The sequence below is a fragment of the Ensifer sp. genome (assembly GCF_031989085.1).
Taxonomy (GTDB): Bacteria; Pseudomonadota; Alphaproteobacteria; order Rhizobiales; family Rhizobiaceae; genus Ensifer.
In genome coordinates this window covers 2,477,519-2,492,091 of the sequence record NZ_DALZXU010000001.1, presented here as the reverse complement: position 1 = coordinate 2,492,091, position 14,573 = coordinate 2,477,519, and the positions used below count along the sequence as shown (strand labels likewise).

Here is a 14,573-nt window from a genome sequence, read left to right as displayed (position 1 = left end):
ATGAAGATAAAAGACCTGGCGGGAACGAGCTTCCCTGAACTTTCTGCGCAACTGGATGACGCTTCCTCTGGGATCGAGGTAGCCGGCATCACGGCCGATAGCCGGCAGGTGCAGCCAGGGGATCTTTTCGTCGCCGTCTCCGGCACCAAGGCCAACGGCACCAGCTATATCGCCGACGCGCTTTCGCGCGGCGCGGTCGCGGTCGTTGCCGAAAGCAATGTCAAGCCGGACGGGGCTTCGGCGCCGGTTCTGTCGCTTTCCAACCCGCGTGCCTTTCTTGCGCGTGCCGCTGCCGCCTTTTACGGCCGCCAGCCCGAGACGATGGTGGCGGTGACAGGCACTGCCGGCAAGACCTCGGTCGCCTCCTTTACCCGGCAGATCTGGGCGCATTCGGGCCTCGCCGCCGCGATGATCGGCACCACGGGCGTGATTGCGCCCGGCCGCAACGACTACGGGTCGCTGACGACGCCCGATCCTGTATCCCTGCACAAGCTTCTGGCCGAACTCGCCGACGCCGGCGTCACCCATGCGGCGATGGAAGCGTCCAGCCACGGCCTCGACCAGAGCCGGCTCGACGGCGTCAAGCTTTCTGCGGCCGCCTTTACCAATCTCGGTCGCGACCACATGGATTATCATCCGACGGTCGAGCACTACATGGCCTCGAAGATGCGGTTGTTCGATGCGCTCCTTCCGAAGGGCGCGCCGGCCGTGATCTTTGCCGACGACCAGTGGTCGGGCGAGGCGATCGCGGCTGCCCGCAAGGCCAAGCTCGACGTCCGCACCGTCGGCCGCAAGGGCGATTTCATCGCGCTGAAGCGGGTCGAGCATTTCCGCCACAAGCAATCGGCCGAGGTTCACGTCGGCGACGACATCTTCGAAATCCACATTCCGCTGGCCGGCGATTTCCAGGTGGCCAACGCGCTTGTCGCCGCGGGTCTCGCGATCTCCACCGGCATCAGCGCCAAGGCGGCATTCTCCGCGCTTGAAAAGCTGCAAGGCGCTTCCGGCCGCCTCGAACTGGTCGGCCAGACGCGCGATGGCGCGCTTGCCTATGTCGACTATGCCCACAAGCCCGATGCGCTGGAAAACGTGCTCGCCTCCGTGCGGCCGTTCACGACGGGCCGGGTCATCGTGGTCTTCGGCTGCGGCGGCGACCGCGACAAGGGCAAGCGGCCGATCATGGGCGAGATCGCCACGCGGCTGGCCGACGTGGTCATCGTCACCGATGACAATCCACGCTCGGAAGTGCCAGACGTGATCCGCTCGGAAATCATGGATGCGGCGCCGGGCGCGACTGAAATCGGCGACCGCGCCGAAGCAATCCGCGCCGCCGTCGGCATGCTTCAGAGCGGCGACACGCTGATCGTCGCCGGCAAGGGACACGAGGAGGGCCAGACGGTCGGTTCCGTCACGCTGCCGTTCTCCGATCATGCGGAAGTCCGCAAGGCATTGGGAGGTCTGTGATTTGAACTGGCTCTGGACAAGCAGCGATCTTCTGGCCGCCATGCACGGCCGTCCGGTTGGCAATCTGCCCGAAGGCGTCAGCGGCATCTCGATCGACAGCCGCTCGGTCGGCAAGGGCGAGGCCTTTTTCGCGATCAAGGGCGACCGGGTCGATGGCCATGATTACGCCGGCCTTGCGCTTGCCAATGGCGCAGCCCTGCTCGTCGTCAGCGAAGGCAAGCTGCCTGCGCTCGGCCGCCTCAGCGCGCCGATGATCGTCGTCGACGACGTGCTCGAGGCGATGATCCGGCTCGGATGTGCGGCGCGCGACCGCAGCGCCGCCAAGATCATCGCCGTCACCGGGTCGGTCGGCAAGACCACGACCAAGGAGATGCTTCGCCATGTGCTGGTGCCACAGGGCCGGGTGCACGCGTCGGTCGCTTCCTTCAACAATCACTGGGGTGTGCCGCTGACGCTCGCGCGCATGCCCGAGGCCACGGATTTCGGCGTCTTCGAAATCGGCATGAACCATCCGGACGAGATCCGGCCGCTGACGAAGATGGTTCGCCCGCATGTGGCCATCGTCACCAGCATCGCCGCTGCCCATCTCGGCAACTTCGAAAGCCTGGACCAGATCGCCGAGGCCAAGGCCGAGATCTTCGAAGGCGTCGTCAAGGGCGGCCACGCGGTCATCAACCACGACAGTGCCCAGTACAAGCTGCTGGAAAAGGCGGCAGGTGCCGCGGGCGTCACCTACATCCACTCATTCGGCGTCAATCCGAAGGCGGAATTCCGTCTCGTCGAGTTCGCAGGTGCTGCCGACGGATCGGTGCTTTGGGCAGCGCTCGGCGGCCGGACGATGGAGATCACCATCGGCGCGCCTGGCCGTCATATCGCCGAAAACGCGCTGGCCGTGCTGGCCGCCGTCAAGCTCGTCGGCGCCGATGTCGACCACGCCGCCGTGTCGCTCGCGACCATGCAGGCCGAAACGGGCAGGGGCCGCAGGCACCAGTTGCTGGTCGGCCCGGGCACGCTGACACTGATCGACGAAAGCTACAACGCCAACCCGACATCGATGCGCGCCGCGATTTCGCTGCTCAAGGATTCGACCCCGGCACCGGGCGGACGCCGCATCGCCGTGCTCGGCGACATGCTGGAGATGGGTGATCACGCCGTCGACGTCCACGCAGCGCTCACAACGCCGCTGGTGGAAGCAGAGATCACCGATGTCTGGCTTGCCGGTCCGCTGATGGCGCACCTGCGTGACGCGCTGCCGCCGGAAATCTCCGTCGTCTACCGCGAAACCATCGACGAACTGAAGAAATACGCGCTGGGCGCGGTTGCTGCCGGCGATGTGGTGATGGTCAAGTCTTCCAAGGGCACGGGCTGCGTCAAGATCGTGAACGCGCTGATCGAGGCCTATCCGGAGCCCGAGGCCGAAGGAAACGAAGCCACCGCGTGATGGTGGCGGCCGCACGCGGTCAGGTGGCCGAGATGCTGTCGCAAGCAGGACCTTGGCGCTTCATCGCTCGAAGGGCGCGTAAAGCTCCGGGGGGGCTTCCTTCCGCTGCGGTGGAAACAGTTTCGGGTTAGGCAGCGCGACCTAACACTTTTGTATACAAGCGCGTATCGTTTTTCAGATGATTCTGTTGGACGGTGTCCGATTTTAAACCTTTGGGGAAAGGTCCCTTAATGCTCATCTGGCTCGTGGAACTGGCGGACCACTTTCAATTTTTCAATCTTTTTCGCTACATCACGTTCCGTACCGGAGCAGCGCTTTTCACGTCGGCCTTGATCGTCTTCCTGTTCGGCCCGCGCATGATCGCTTCGCTGCGCATCCGGCAGGGCAAGGGACAACCGATCCGCGCCGACGGGCCGCAGACGCATTTCAAGAAGGCCGGCACGCCGACGATGGGCGGGTTGATGATTCTCGCCGGCATCGTCGTCTCGTCGCTTCTGTGGGCCGACCTTTCGAGCGTTTACGTGGTCTCCACCCTTCTCGTCACGCTCGGCTTTGGCGCCATTGGCTTCTACGATGATTACCTCAAGGTTACGAAGCAGTCGGACAAGGGCTTTTCCGGCAAGGCGCGTCTCGGTTTCGAGTTCATTATCGCCGCCATCGCCGTGTTCTTCATGATGCAGGCCTCGCTTTCGGGCGGCGCTGCCGGCTCGACCTTCGGCTCCTCGGTCACGTTCCCGTTCTTCAAGGACCTGGTGATCAATCTCGGCTATTTCTTCGTGCTGTTCGGCGGTTTCGTCATCGTCGGCGCCGGCAATGCGGTGAACCTGACGGACGGACTGGACGGGCTTGCCATCGTGCCTGTGATGATCGCGGCAGCCGCTTTCGGCCTGATTGCCTATCTCGCCGGTAACGCCGTTTTCGCCAACTATCTGCAGATCCATTTCGTGCCGGGCACGGGCGAACTGGCCGTCATCCTCGGCGCCGTCATCGGCGCCGGCCTCGGCTTCCTCTGGTTCAACGCACCGCCCGCCGCCATTTTCATGGGCGACACCGGTTCGCTGGCGCTCGGCGGCCTGATCGGCACCGTCGCCGTCGCCGTCAAGCATGAGTTCGTCATGATCATCATCGGCGGCCTGTTCGTCATGGAAACGCTGTCGGTGATCATCCAGGTTTTCTGGTTCAAGCGCACCGGCCGCCGCGTCTTCCTCATGGCGCCGATCCACCACCACTTCGAAAAGAAGGGCTGGACGGAAAGCCAGGTCGTGATCCGCTTCTGGATCATCGCCGTCATCCTGGCGATGGTCGGCCTGTCCACCCTCAAGCTGCGGTGATCGGACGATGATCGCGGTCAGCACATTCAAGGGCAAGAAGGTCGCGCTCTTCGGCCTCGGCGGCTCGGGGCTGGCGACGGCCCAGGCGCTCGTTGCCGGCGGAGCGCAAGTGACGGCCTGGGACGACAATCCCGACAGCGTCGCAAGGGCTGGCGAGGCGGGTGTTCCGACGGCGGACCTGCGCGGCATCGACTGGCGCGCCTACGCCGCCTTCGTCCTGTCGCCCGGCGTGCCGCTGACCCATCCGAAGCCGCACTGGACCGTCGATCTGGCGCATGCGGCCGGCGTCGAGGTCATCGGTGATGTCGAGCTCTTCGTGCGCGAGCGCCGGGCGCAGGCGCCCGATTGCCCGTTCATCGCCATCACCGGCACCAACGGCAAATCGACGACGACGGCGCTGATCGCCCATATCCTGAAGGAGAGCGGGCGCGACACGCAGCTCGGCGGCAATATCGGCACGGCCGTCTTGACGCTTGATCCGCCGAAGGCCGGCCGCTTCTACGTGGTCGAGTGCTCGTCCTACCAGATCGATCTGGCGCCGACGCTGAACCCGACGGCCGGCATCCTGCTCAATCTCACGCCCGATCACCTCGATCGTCACGGTACCATGCAGCATTATGCCGACATCAAGGAGCGGCTGGTGGCGGGCAGCGGCACGGCGATCGTCGGCGTCGACGACAGTTTTTGCGCGCTGATTGCCGACCGCGTCGAGCGGGCAGGCACGAAGGTTGTCCGTATCTCGCGCCGGCACGTGCTCGCCGACGGGATCCATGCCGACGGGTCGCGCATTCTGCAGGCGCATGGCGGTACGTCACGTCTCTTCGTCGACCTCGACGGCATCCAGACGCTGCGCGGTGGCCACAATGCCCAGAACGCGGCGGCAGCCATTGCTGCCTGCCTTGCGGTCGGCGTCAGCGAGGACGAGATCCGCCAGGGGCTGAAGAGTTTCCCCGGACTGAAGCATCGCATGCAGCCGGTTGGCCGCAAGGGCGCCGTCGTGTTCGTCAACGACAGCAAGGCGACCAATGCGGATGCGGCGGCCCCGGCGCTATCGAGCTACGAGCGCATCTACTGGATTGCCGGCGGTCTGCCGAAGGAGGGCGGCATCACGTCGCTGTCGCCGTTCTTCCCGAAGATCGTCAAGGCCTACCTGATCGGCGAGGCGGCGCCCGCCTTTGCAGCGACGCTCGGCGAGGCGGTTCCTTACGAGATTTCGGGCACGCTGGAGAAGGCCGTGGCGCATGCGGCGGCCGATGCAGAAGGCGACGGCAAGGGTGCGTCGGCGGTGATGCTTTCCCCGGCTTGCGCAAGCTTCGACCAGTATAAGAACTTTGAAATACGCGGCGATGCCTTCGTGACCCACGTCAAGGCACTGCAGGGCGTGACGATGCTGATCTGACGCTCGCCTGCCGGCGCTCCCGTAGCGTGCGGCAGGTGGCGGTGATGCCGGGGTTTCGGACGTTTGGCGCAGGCGCGCCTGATAAAGGGGACTGACAAGATGGTAAGCCGAGCCGAACGTGGCCCTGTGGCCGACTGGTTCTGGACGATCGACAGGTTTTTCCTGGCGACCTTCATCCTGTTGATGGGCGTCGGCTTCATGCTGTCCTTCGCGGCGAGCCCGGCGGTTGCCGAGCGCATCGGCCTCGACAGCTTCCACTTCGTCAAGCGGCACGCGGTTTTCCTGTTGCCGTCACTGGTGGTGATGGTGGCCATATCCTTCCTCTCACCGCGTCAGGTGCGCCGCGCGGCGATCATCCTGCTCGGCGTGTCGCTCTCGATGATGGTGCTGGTGCTGTTCATCGGCCAGGAGGTCAAGGGCTCGATGCGCTGGATCTCGATCGCCGGCATTTCGATCCAGCCCTCCGAGTTCATGAAACCGGCCTTCGTGGTCGTTTGCGCCTGGCTGTTTTCCGAGCATGCCCGCCAGCCGGAGATCCCCGGCAATCTGTTTGCGATCCTTCTCTTCGGCATCGTCGGCGCGCTGCTCGTCGCCCAGCCAGACCTTGGCCAGACGATCCTGACCACCGCGGTCTGGGGCGGCATGTTCTTCATGGCCGGCATGCCCTGGCTCTGGATCATCGTGCTTGCGGGTGCGGCCTTCGGTGGCTTCTTCGTCGCCTATACCATGCTGCCGCACGTGGCCGGCCGTATCGACAAGTTCCTCACCGGCGAGGGCGATACCTTCCAGATGGACACGGCGCGCGAGGCGATCATCCGCGGCGACTGGTTCGGCCGCGGCCCCGGCGAAGGCATCGTCAAGCGCATCATCCCCGACAGCCACACCGACTTCGTGTTCTCGGTGGCGGCCGAAGAATTCGGCATCGTCTTCTGCATGCTGATCGTGATGATCTTTGCCTTCCTGGTGCTGCGCGGCCTCAACCACGCCTTCCGCGAACGCAACGACTTCAACCGCTTTGCCGTCGCCGGTTTGGTGCTTCAGATCGGCATCCAGTCGATGATCAACATCGGCGTGAACCTCGAACTGCTTCCGGCCAAGGGCATGACCCTGCCGCTGATCTCCTATGGCGGCTCGTCCATGGTGGCGATCTGCGTCACCGCCGGCTTCATCCTGGCGCTCACGCGCCATCGCCCGGAGAAGCGCGCCGTGGAGCGCAGCCTGTTTCGGTCCGGCATCGGCGTGCCGGCGGAGTAAAACATGACCAAAGGCATCATTCTTCTTGCCGCCGGGGGAACCGGCGGCCATCTCTTTCCAGCCGAGGCGCTGGCCCATGAGCTGAAAGCCAACGGCTATTCGGTGCATCTGGTGACCGATAGCCGTGCCGAGCGTTTCGCCGGCAAGTTTCCGGCCGACGAGGTGCATGTGGTGCCATCGGCGACCATCGGCTCGAAGAACCCCATCCATGTCGCGCGCTCGCTGTGGACGCTGTGGACCGGCATGCGCGCCGCGCGCCGGCTGATTGCGCGCCTGCGGCCGAAGGCGGTTGTCGGTTTCGGCGGTTATCCGACCGTGCCGCCGCTGCTGGCGGCAACCGGTATGGGCGTGCCCTCGATGATCCACGAGCAGAACGCGGTCATGGGCCGCGCCAACAAGGCGCTCGCCTCGCGCGTCAAGGCAATTGCCGGCGGCTTCCTGCCTGAAGGCACGGGCGCCTTCGCCGCCAAGACCGTGACGACGGGCAATCCGGTACGGCCGGCCGTGCTCGAGGCTTCGAAGGTTTCCTATCGCGCGTCGGCGGGGGCCGAGCCGTTCCATCTCGTCGTCTTCGGCGGCAGCCAGGGCGCGCAGTATTTTTCGAAGGCCGTCCCGCAGGCGATCTGCAGGCTAGACGACGCGCTTCGCCAGCGGCTGAAGGTGACGCAGCAGGCGCGGCCGGAAGACCGCGACGGCGTCATCGCCACCTATGAGAAGCTTGGCGTTCCCGCCGACGTCTCGCCGTTCTTTACCGACATGGCCGAGCGCATAGCCGATGCCCAGCTCGTCATCTGCCGCTCCGGTGCCTCGACGGTGTCCGAGCTTGCGGTCATCGGCCGGCCGGCGATCCTCGTTCCCTATCCCTATGCGCTCGATCACGACCAGGCCGCCAATGCCGCGGCCATCGCCGCCAAGGGCGGCGCCAAGGTGATCGCGCAGGCCGAGCTTACCGCCGAGCGCCTGGCCGGCATTCTGGCCGACGCCATGGCCAATCCGCAGTCGCTGGCGCAGATGGCCGCCCATGCGCGCGAAACCGGAAAGCCGGACGCCGCGCGCTTGCTTGCAGGCATGGTAGAGGCTATTGCCAGCGGTTCGACAGTAGAGAAATTCAGGGAAACACGCTCATGAAAATGCCGAAAACGATCGGTCTGGTCCATTTTATCGGTATCGGCGGTATCGGCATGAGCGGCATTGCCGAGGTGCTGCACAATCTCGGCCACCGGGTGCAGGGTTCCGACCAATCGGATAGCGCCAACGTCCAGCGCCTGCGCGACAAGGGCATCGAGGTCTTCGTCGGGCACAAGGCCGAGAACATCGGCGATGCCGAAGTCGTGGTCGTCTCGACGGCGATCAAGAAGGACAACCCGGAACTGATTGCCGCGCGCGAGAAGCTTCTGCCGGTCGTGCGCCGCGCCGAGATGCTGGCCGAGCTGATGCGCTTCCGCAACGCCATCGCCATCGGCGGTACCCACGGCAAGACGACGACGACCTCGATGGTCGCAGCCCTTCTCGATGCCGGCGGCCTCGACCCGACCGTCATCAACGGCGGCATCATCAATGCCTACGGCACCAATGCCCGCATGGGCGAGGGCGAGTGGATGGTGGTGGAGGCCGACGAATCCGACGGCACCTTCCTGAAGCTGCCGGCCGACGTCGCCGTCGTCACCAATATCGACCCCGAACATCTCGACCACTACGGCAATTTCGACGCCGTGCGCGCCGCGTTCCGGCAGTTCGTCGAAAACGTGCCGTTCTATGGTTTCGGCGTGCTCTGCCTCGATCACCCGGAAGTGCAGACGATGGTCAGCAAGATCGAGGATCGCAAGGTCGTCACCTACGGCGAAAACCCGCAGGCCGACGTGCGTTTCAGCAATATCCGCATGGATGGGGCCACCTCCGTCTTCGACGTCGAGATCCGCCGCCGCCGCACCGGCCAGGTGATCACGATGAAGGATCTGCGGCTGCCGATGCCCGGCCGGCACAATGTGTCGAACGCAACCGCCGCGATCGCGGTCGCCCAGCGCCTCGGCGTCAGCCCGGAGGCGATCGCCAAGGGGCTCGCGTCCTTCGGTGGCGTCAAGCGTCGCTTCACCTTTACCGGCGACTGGAACGGCGTGCGGGTCTATGACGACTATGGCCACCACCCGGTCGAGATCAAGGCTGTGCTGCGGGCGGCGCGCGAGGCCTGCCAGGGCCGGATCATCGCCGTGCACCAGCCGCACCGCTATTCGCGGCTTGCGAGCCTTTTTGAAGATTTCTCCGCCTGCTTCAACGATGCCGACACGATCCTGATCGCGCCGGTCTATGCGGCCGGCGAAGAGGCGATCGACGGCATCAACTCCGAAGAACTCGTCAACCGGATCAAGGCCGGCGGTCATCGCGACGCCCGGTATGTGACCGGTCCCGAAACAATCGCGCCGGTTGTCAACAAGATTGCACAGCCGGGTGATTTTGTGGTTCTCTTGGGGGCTGGCAGCATCACCTACTGGGCCGCCGCCTTGCCACGGGAACTCGCAGACATTTCAGGAAATTGCGCATGAAACAGGTCAACGGTCAGAAACTCCTCGAAGCCCTCGGAAGCGGGGTCAGCGCCGTTCGCGGCCGCATCACGCCCGACGCGCCGATGGATCGGGTGACCTGGTTCCGCGCCGGCGGCCTTGCCGAGCTGATGTTCCAGCCGCATGACACCGACGATCTCGTCACCTTCCTGAAGCTGGTGCCGGCGGAAGTGCCTGTCATGGTCATGGGCGTCGGCTCCAACCTGCTGGTGCGCGACGGCGGCATTCCCGGCGTGGTCATCCGCCTGTCGGCCAAGGGTTTTGGCGATCTCGAACTTGTCGGCGAGAACCGCATCAAGGCCGGCGCGATCTGCCCGGACAAGAACATCGCGGCCATGGCGCTCGATAACGGCATCGGCGGCTTCTACTTCTACTACGGCATTCCCGGCGCCATCGGCGGCGCCCTGCGCATGAACGCCGGCGCCAACGGCGCGGAAACGCGCGAGCGGGTCGTCGAGGTGCACGCCGTCGATCGCCAGGGCAAGACGCACGTGCTGTCGAATGCCGACATGGGCTACGGCTATCGCCATTCCGCCGCGGCCAAGGACCTGATCTTCACGCACGCGATCTTCGAGGGCTATCCCGAGGACAAGAACAAGATCCGCACCGACATGGATGCCGTGCGCCAGCACCGCGAAACCGTGCAGCCGATCCGCGAAAAGACCGGGGGATCGACATTCAAGAACCCTGAGGGACATTCGGCCTGGAAGCTGATCGACGAGGCCGGTTGCCGCGGCATGATGATCGGCGGCGCGCAGATGTCGCCACTGCACTGCAACTTCATGATCAACACCGGCCAGGCGACCGGCTACGAGCTCGAGTATCTCGGCGAGACCGTGCGCAGCCGTGTGCTCGAACATTCCGGCGTCCGGCTGGAATGGGAAATCAAGCGCATCGGCACCTTCATGCCGGGCTACGAGATCAAGGAATTCCTCGGCCGCGGTATCGCCTGAGGCTGAGCGAACGATACATGACGAAGGGCCGTGGCGGCGACGCCGCGGCCTTTTTCTTTGGGGCAGCGCCGTCTCACACGCTGCGTCATGCTTGGGCTTGACCCGAGCATCCAGGCTCCATCCAGCAGCGACTTGGGATGCCGAGGGAATGGATCCTCGGGATGACACAGATCTGAGTCTAGCGCCGGGCGTGAGAGGTGAAGTCCCCTGAGGATGCGTGCTGCAGGTGAAATGCAAAAGGGCCGCAGCGGTGACGCTGCGGCCCTTCTTGTTGTTGCCTCTGACGCGCCGAAGCGCGGCTGGTCCGGTCAGGCCGAGACCTCTTCCTCGGTCGACAGCACCAGGCAGACGAGCGTGATCGCGGCGGCTGCCAGCAGGTAATAGCCGACGTGGTCGAGGCTGTAGTTGGTGGCGAGCCAGGTGGCGATGTAAGGCGCCAGCGAGGCGCCGAAGATGCCGGCGAGGTTGAAGGTCATCGACGCGCCGGTGTAGCGCACCGAGGTCGGGAAGGGGGCGGCAAGTGCTGCACCGATCGGACCGTAGGTGAGCCCCATCAGGCCGAGGCCGAGGATGGAGAACAGGAAGGCACCGCCAAGACCGCCGGCCATCAGCGGGGCCATGACCAGGCCGAAGGCGCCGATGGCGATGGTGGTGATGATCAGCACCAGGCGGCGGCCGTAGCGGTCCGACAGGATGCCCGAGACCGGGATCATCAGGCCGAAGAAGACGACGCCGGTCATCTGCACCACGAGGAACTGCTCGCGCGAATAGCCGAGCTTGGCCGTGCCCCAGGACAGCGAGAACACCGTCATCAGGTAGAACAGCACGAAGGTGGCGAGCGCCACGAAGGTGCCGAGCACGAGGCTCCGCTTGTGGAAGCGGAAGATCTGCGCGATCGGGACCTGGACGCGTTCGTGCTTGTCGATCGCCTTCTGGAACTCCGGCGTCTCGGTGATCTTCAGGCGGACATAGAGGCCGACGGCGACCAGCAGGATGCTGGCGATGAAGGGCACGCGCCAGCCCCAGGCGAGGAAGTCCTCGTTGGACATGACTTCGCCGAGGATGAGGAAGGTGCCGGCCGACAGGAGGAAGCCGATCGGCGCGCCGAGCTGCGGGAACATGGCATACCAGGTGCGCTTGCCTTCGGGCGCATTCTCGGTGGCAAGCAGCACGGCGCCGCCCCATTCACCGCCGAGCCCAAGACCCTGGCCGAAGCGGCAAACGGCGAGCAGCAGGGGCGCTGCGACGCCGATCGACGCGTAGGTCGGCAGGAGGCCAATGACGACGGTGGAAATGCCCATGGTCATCAATGCGGCGACCAGTGTCGCCTTGCGGCCGACCTTGTCGCCGAAATGGCCGAAGATCACCGCGCCGAACGGGCGGGCAAAAAAGGCGATGGAGAAGGTGGCGAAGGACTGCAGCATCGCCGATGTCGGGTCCGACGTCGGGAAGAACAGGTGCGGGAAGACCAGCACGGCTGCGGTGGCGTATACGTAGAAGTCGAAGAATTCGATGGTCGTGCCGACGAGGCTGGCAAACAGCACCCGGGCAGGGGAGTTCACTGCCGGCGTCTGCAACGCGCTATCCTTCGGCGACAGGGAGTGTGTCGCGTCTGTCATGGTTGTCGTTCCTGATATGATTGTCATGCCGTCTTGGGAGGCGGTCGGGGCGTTCTAACGCAAGTTTTCGCCTGTTGAAACCCTGAAATCGTAAGAAGTGCGAACGAATCCGCCGTGACACGCAGCATTATTCCGAGGCTGCATGGCTCGCCCGCAGACGGCCGGTCCTTGCCTGCATTTTATGCAATGGCGTTGCTTCCATCGAGCCCTGATATCGCGATCCATCGATCCGCAGCGGTGCAATCGGACGAAATCGACAAATGACCGCCGGCGACTGACCAAGCGTGGTAACCGGGTCAAGCCGATGGCACGTGAGCCGGACGCCAGGTGTTCGAACGTGGCGGATTGCAGGTGTGGTATGGCAGCGTCGCTGAACGCCGTGAAGCCGCGAGGTTCGGCCGCAACGTCCAAGACGATGACCGGCCGGCGTCTCCGGGCGGTTTGGGCCTTTGGAGGGCCGGGGCAAGTTTCGTCGACAGCGGGTGCTCCGACGCGCCGCGCAACCGGGGTTGACCGGAATCGAAATGTGGCAAACTCTGGGCAACTGAAGCGATCAGCTTCGTTTTTCAGGAGCGAATGCATGTTCAAGAAGCTTTCTGCGGAATTTCTCGGTACATTCTGGCTCGTTTTCGGCGGTTGCGGCAGCGCGGTCCTGGCGGCCGCATTTCCTGAGGTCGGCATCGGCCTGCTCGGTGTCTCCTTCGCTTTCGGTCTCACGGTGCTCACCATGGCCTATGCCGTCGGCGGCATTTCCGGAGGCCACTTCAACCCGGCCGTCTCGGTGGGCCTGACGGTCGCCGGCAAGTTTCCAGCGTCCAGCCTGATCGGCTACGTCATTGCACAGGTTGCGGGCGCGATCGTTGCGGCGGCCGTGCTCTACGTGGTTGCCAGTGGCAAGGCGGGCTTCGAACTCGGCGGATTTGCCGCCAACGGCTATGGCGAGCATTCGCCGGGCGGATACTCGCTGACGTCGGCGCTGGTCATCGAAGTGGTGATGACCTTCTTCTTCCTGTTCATCATTCTGGGCGCCACCCATGGCCGCGTGCCCTCGGGCTTCGCGCCGATCGCCATCGGCCTGGCGCTGACGCTCATCCACCTGGTGTCGATCCCTGTCACCAACACCTCGGTCAATCCGGCTCGCTCGACCGGGCAGGCGCTGTTCGTCGGCGGCTGGGCGCTGTCGCAGCTTTGGCTCTTCTGGCTGGCGCCGATCGTCGGCGCGGCGATTGCCGGAATCGTCTGGAAAATCGTCGGCGAGGACGATTAACCTCCTCACGCCGGCCGGTCGATCGGCCGGCGCAAGCGGATGCGCCTCGTTGCGGCCCCGCACCAGATTGGTGCGGGGTCTTCATTTTTTAGCAGTTTGTGTTTTGCGTAAACGAGCTCTGGCAACGCCCTGATTTTACGCGAGAAAGCGTTGTAATCGCTGCGATATTCCGTGCCGGGCGCGATCGTTTTCCGACTAAGGTTAATAAAAGTAAACGGTTCATTAACTATAATGACGCTCTAGTGCCCCCGATGGCCACCGGCGACTCGCGATGCCGGAACCAGCCAGACGCAAGCAAGCGCTGCGATAGTGGCGTATTTTCGGGGGTAGGAATGAACGGCAGGCATGTAGCTGTCCTGATGGGCGGATTTTCTTCGGAGCGACCGGTGAGCCTGTCGTCCGGGGCTGCGTGCGCCGATGCCCTGGAAGCGGAAGGCTTTCGCGTAACGCGCGTCGATGTCGCGCGCGACGTTGCTACGGTACTTTCCGAGCTGCGTCCCGACGTCGCCTTCAACGCCCTGCATGGCCCCTTCGGTGAAGACGGCACGATCCAGGGCATTCTCGAATATCTGGAAATTCCCTACACCCATTCCGGCGTGCTGGCCTCGGCGCTCGCCATGGACAAGGCGCAGGCAAAGCATGTGGCGGCCGCCTCCGGCATCCCGGTTGCCGAGGCGCTCGTGATGGATCGCCACGCTTTCGGGCCGGCGCATCCGATGAAGACGCCCTATGTCGTCAAGCCGGTCTGCGAAGGCTCGAGCTTCGGCGTCGTTATCGTCAAGGAAGATCAGTCGCATCCGCCCCAGGTCGTAACCTCCGGCGAATGGCGCTACGGCGACCGAATCATGGTCGAGCGCTATGTCGCGGGCCGCGAGCTCACCTGCGGCGTCATGGGCGACCGGGTGCTTGGCGTCACCGAAATCATCCCGCAGGGCCACGCCTTCTACGATTATGATTCCAAATACGTAAAAGGTGGCTCGCAACACGTCATTCCGGCACAGGTTTCACCAAATATTTACCAAAAAATTCAAACACTCGCTCTGAAGGCGCATCAGGCAATCGGTTGCCGTGGCGTCAGCCGATCCGACTTTCGCTTCGACGACCGTACCTCCGGTGAAGGCGAACTGATCTGGCTGGAAATCAACACCCAGCCCGGCATGACCCCGACCTCCCTGGTGCCCGAAATGGCCCAGCATGCGGGCCTTGGTTTTGGCGAGTTTCTGACTTGGATGGTGGAGGACGCTTCGTGCTTGCGGTAAGGGGCAAAAGGGGCAAAAGGGTTCGTGA

11 protein-coding genes are annotated in these 14,573 nt (G+C 64.2%); 10 read left to right on the top strand and 1 reads right to left on the bottom strand.

Translation table 11 applies throughout. The features are described 5' to 3' along the window. The 8 genes from RTP54_RS12195 (at position 1) to murB (ending at position 10,400) form a co-directional block, all read left to right on the top strand. Positions 1-1,464, top strand: a complete 1,464-nt coding sequence (locus tag RTP54_RS12195; RefSeq protein ID WP_112810277.1) for a UDP-N-acetylmuramoyl-L-alanyl-D-glutamate--2,6-diaminopimelate ligase — start codon at positions 1-3, stop codon at positions 1,462-1,464. A 1-nt stretch (position 1,465) separates the two neighbouring features. After that, complete coding sequence (locus tag RTP54_RS12190) at positions 1,466-2,905, top strand: UDP-N-acetylmuramoylalanyl-D-glutamyl-2,6-diaminopimelate--D-alanyl-D-alanine ligase (RefSeq protein ID WP_112810276.1); 1,440 nt, start codon at positions 1,466-1,468, stop codon at positions 2,903-2,905. 230 nt (positions 2,906-3,135) lie between these two features. Continuing rightward, complete coding sequence (gene mraY, locus RTP54_RS12185) at positions 3,136-4,236, top strand: phospho-N-acetylmuramoyl-pentapeptide-transferase (RefSeq protein ID WP_025427730.1); 1,101 nt, start codon at positions 3,136-3,138, stop codon at positions 4,234-4,236. Between the two features lie 7 nt (positions 4,237-4,243). After that, entirely contained in the window at positions 4,244-5,635 is a 1,392-nt protein-coding gene (gene murD / locus RTP54_RS12180) for a UDP-N-acetylmuramoyl-L-alanine--D-glutamate ligase (protein ID WP_112810275.1), read from the top strand. Between the two features lie 99 nt (positions 5,636-5,734). Next, positions 5,735-6,889: a putative lipid II flippase FtsW gene (gene ftsW / locus RTP54_RS12175; RefSeq protein ID WP_112810274.1), complete on the top strand. Its 1,155-nt coding sequence runs from the start codon at positions 5,735-5,737 to the stop codon at positions 6,887-6,889. A 3-nt stretch (positions 6,890-6,892) separates the two neighbouring features. Further along, positions 6,893-8,017 (top strand): undecaprenyldiphospho-muramoylpentapeptide beta-N-acetylglucosaminyltransferase, encoded by a 1,125-nt coding sequence (gene murG / locus RTP54_RS12170; RefSeq protein WP_312362881.1) that lies wholly within the window; start codon positions 6,893-6,895, stop codon positions 8,015-8,017. Further along, the gene (murC, locus tag RTP54_RS12165; protein WP_312362879.1) at positions 8,014-9,429 is read left to right on the top strand and encodes a UDP-N-acetylmuramate--L-alanine ligase; all 1,416 of its coding nucleotides are present in this window, start codon (positions 8,014-8,016) and stop codon (positions 9,427-9,429) included. The genes murG and murC overlap by 4 nt, the downstream gene beginning before the upstream one ends. Beyond that, complete coding sequence (murB, locus tag RTP54_RS12160) at positions 9,426-10,400, top strand: UDP-N-acetylmuramate dehydrogenase (protein WP_112810271.1); 975 nt, start codon at positions 9,426-9,428, stop codon at positions 10,398-10,400. The genes murC and murB overlap by 4 nt, the downstream gene beginning before the upstream one ends. Before the next feature lie 308 nt (positions 10,401-10,708). Here the strand turns inward: murB and RTP54_RS12155 are convergent, their stop codons facing one another. After that, complete coding sequence (locus tag RTP54_RS12155; RefSeq protein WP_112810270.1) at positions 10,709-12,019, bottom strand: MFS transporter; 1,311 nt, start codon at positions 12,017-12,019, stop codon at positions 10,709-10,711. Between the two features lie 580 nt (positions 12,020-12,599). On the opposite strand from RTP54_RS12155, the gene aqpZ reads away from it, so the two are divergent. Together aqpZ and RTP54_RS12145 are read left to right on the top strand one after the other, a co-directional pair. Continuing rightward, complete coding sequence (gene aqpZ / locus RTP54_RS12150; protein WP_112810269.1) at positions 12,600-13,286, top strand: aquaporin Z; 687 nt, start codon at positions 12,600-12,602, stop codon at positions 13,284-13,286. Positions 13,287-13,618: 332 nt separating this feature from the next. After that, complete coding sequence (locus tag RTP54_RS12145) at positions 13,619-14,545, top strand: D-alanine--D-alanine ligase (protein ID WP_112810268.1); 927 nt, start codon at positions 13,619-13,621, stop codon at positions 14,543-14,545. Positions 14,546-14,573 lie beyond the last annotated feature (28 nt).

Excerpts from the sequence above, each read along its gene's own strand:
- murB (WP_112810271.1), top strand. The coding sequence starts at position 9,426 with ATGAAACAGGTCAACGGTCAGAAACTCCTCGAAGCCCTCGGAAGCGGG.
- murC (WP_312362879.1), top strand. The coding sequence starts at position 8,014 with ATGAAAATGCCGAAAACGATCGGTCTGGTCCATTTTATCGGTATCGGC.
- ftsW (WP_112810274.1), top strand. The coding sequence starts at position 5,735 with ATGGTAAGCCGAGCCGAACGTGGCCCTGTGGCCGACTGGTTCTGGACG.
- RTP54_RS12155 (WP_112810270.1), bottom strand. The coding sequence starts at position 12,019 with ATGACAGACGCGACACACTCCCTGTCGCCGAAGGATAGCGCGTTGCAG.
- murG (WP_312362881.1), top strand. The coding sequence starts at position 6,893 with ATGACCAAAGGCATCATTCTTCTTGCCGCCGGGGGAACCGGCGGCCAT.
- RTP54_RS12195 (WP_112810277.1), top strand. The coding sequence starts at position 1 with ATGAAGATAAAAGACCTGGCGGGAACGAGCTTCCCTGAACTTTCTGCG.
- mraY (WP_025427730.1), top strand. The coding sequence starts at position 3,136 with ATGCTCATCTGGCTCGTGGAACTGGCGGACCACTTTCAATTTTTCAAT.
- murD (WP_112810275.1), top strand. The coding sequence starts at position 4,244 with ATGATCGCGGTCAGCACATTCAAGGGCAAGAAGGTCGCGCTCTTCGGC.
- RTP54_RS12145 (WP_112810268.1), top strand. The coding sequence starts at position 13,619 with ATGAACGGCAGGCATGTAGCTGTCCTGATGGGCGGATTTTCTTCGGAG.
- aqpZ (WP_112810269.1), top strand. The coding sequence starts at position 12,600 with ATGTTCAAGAAGCTTTCTGCGGAATTTCTCGGTACATTCTGGCTCGTT.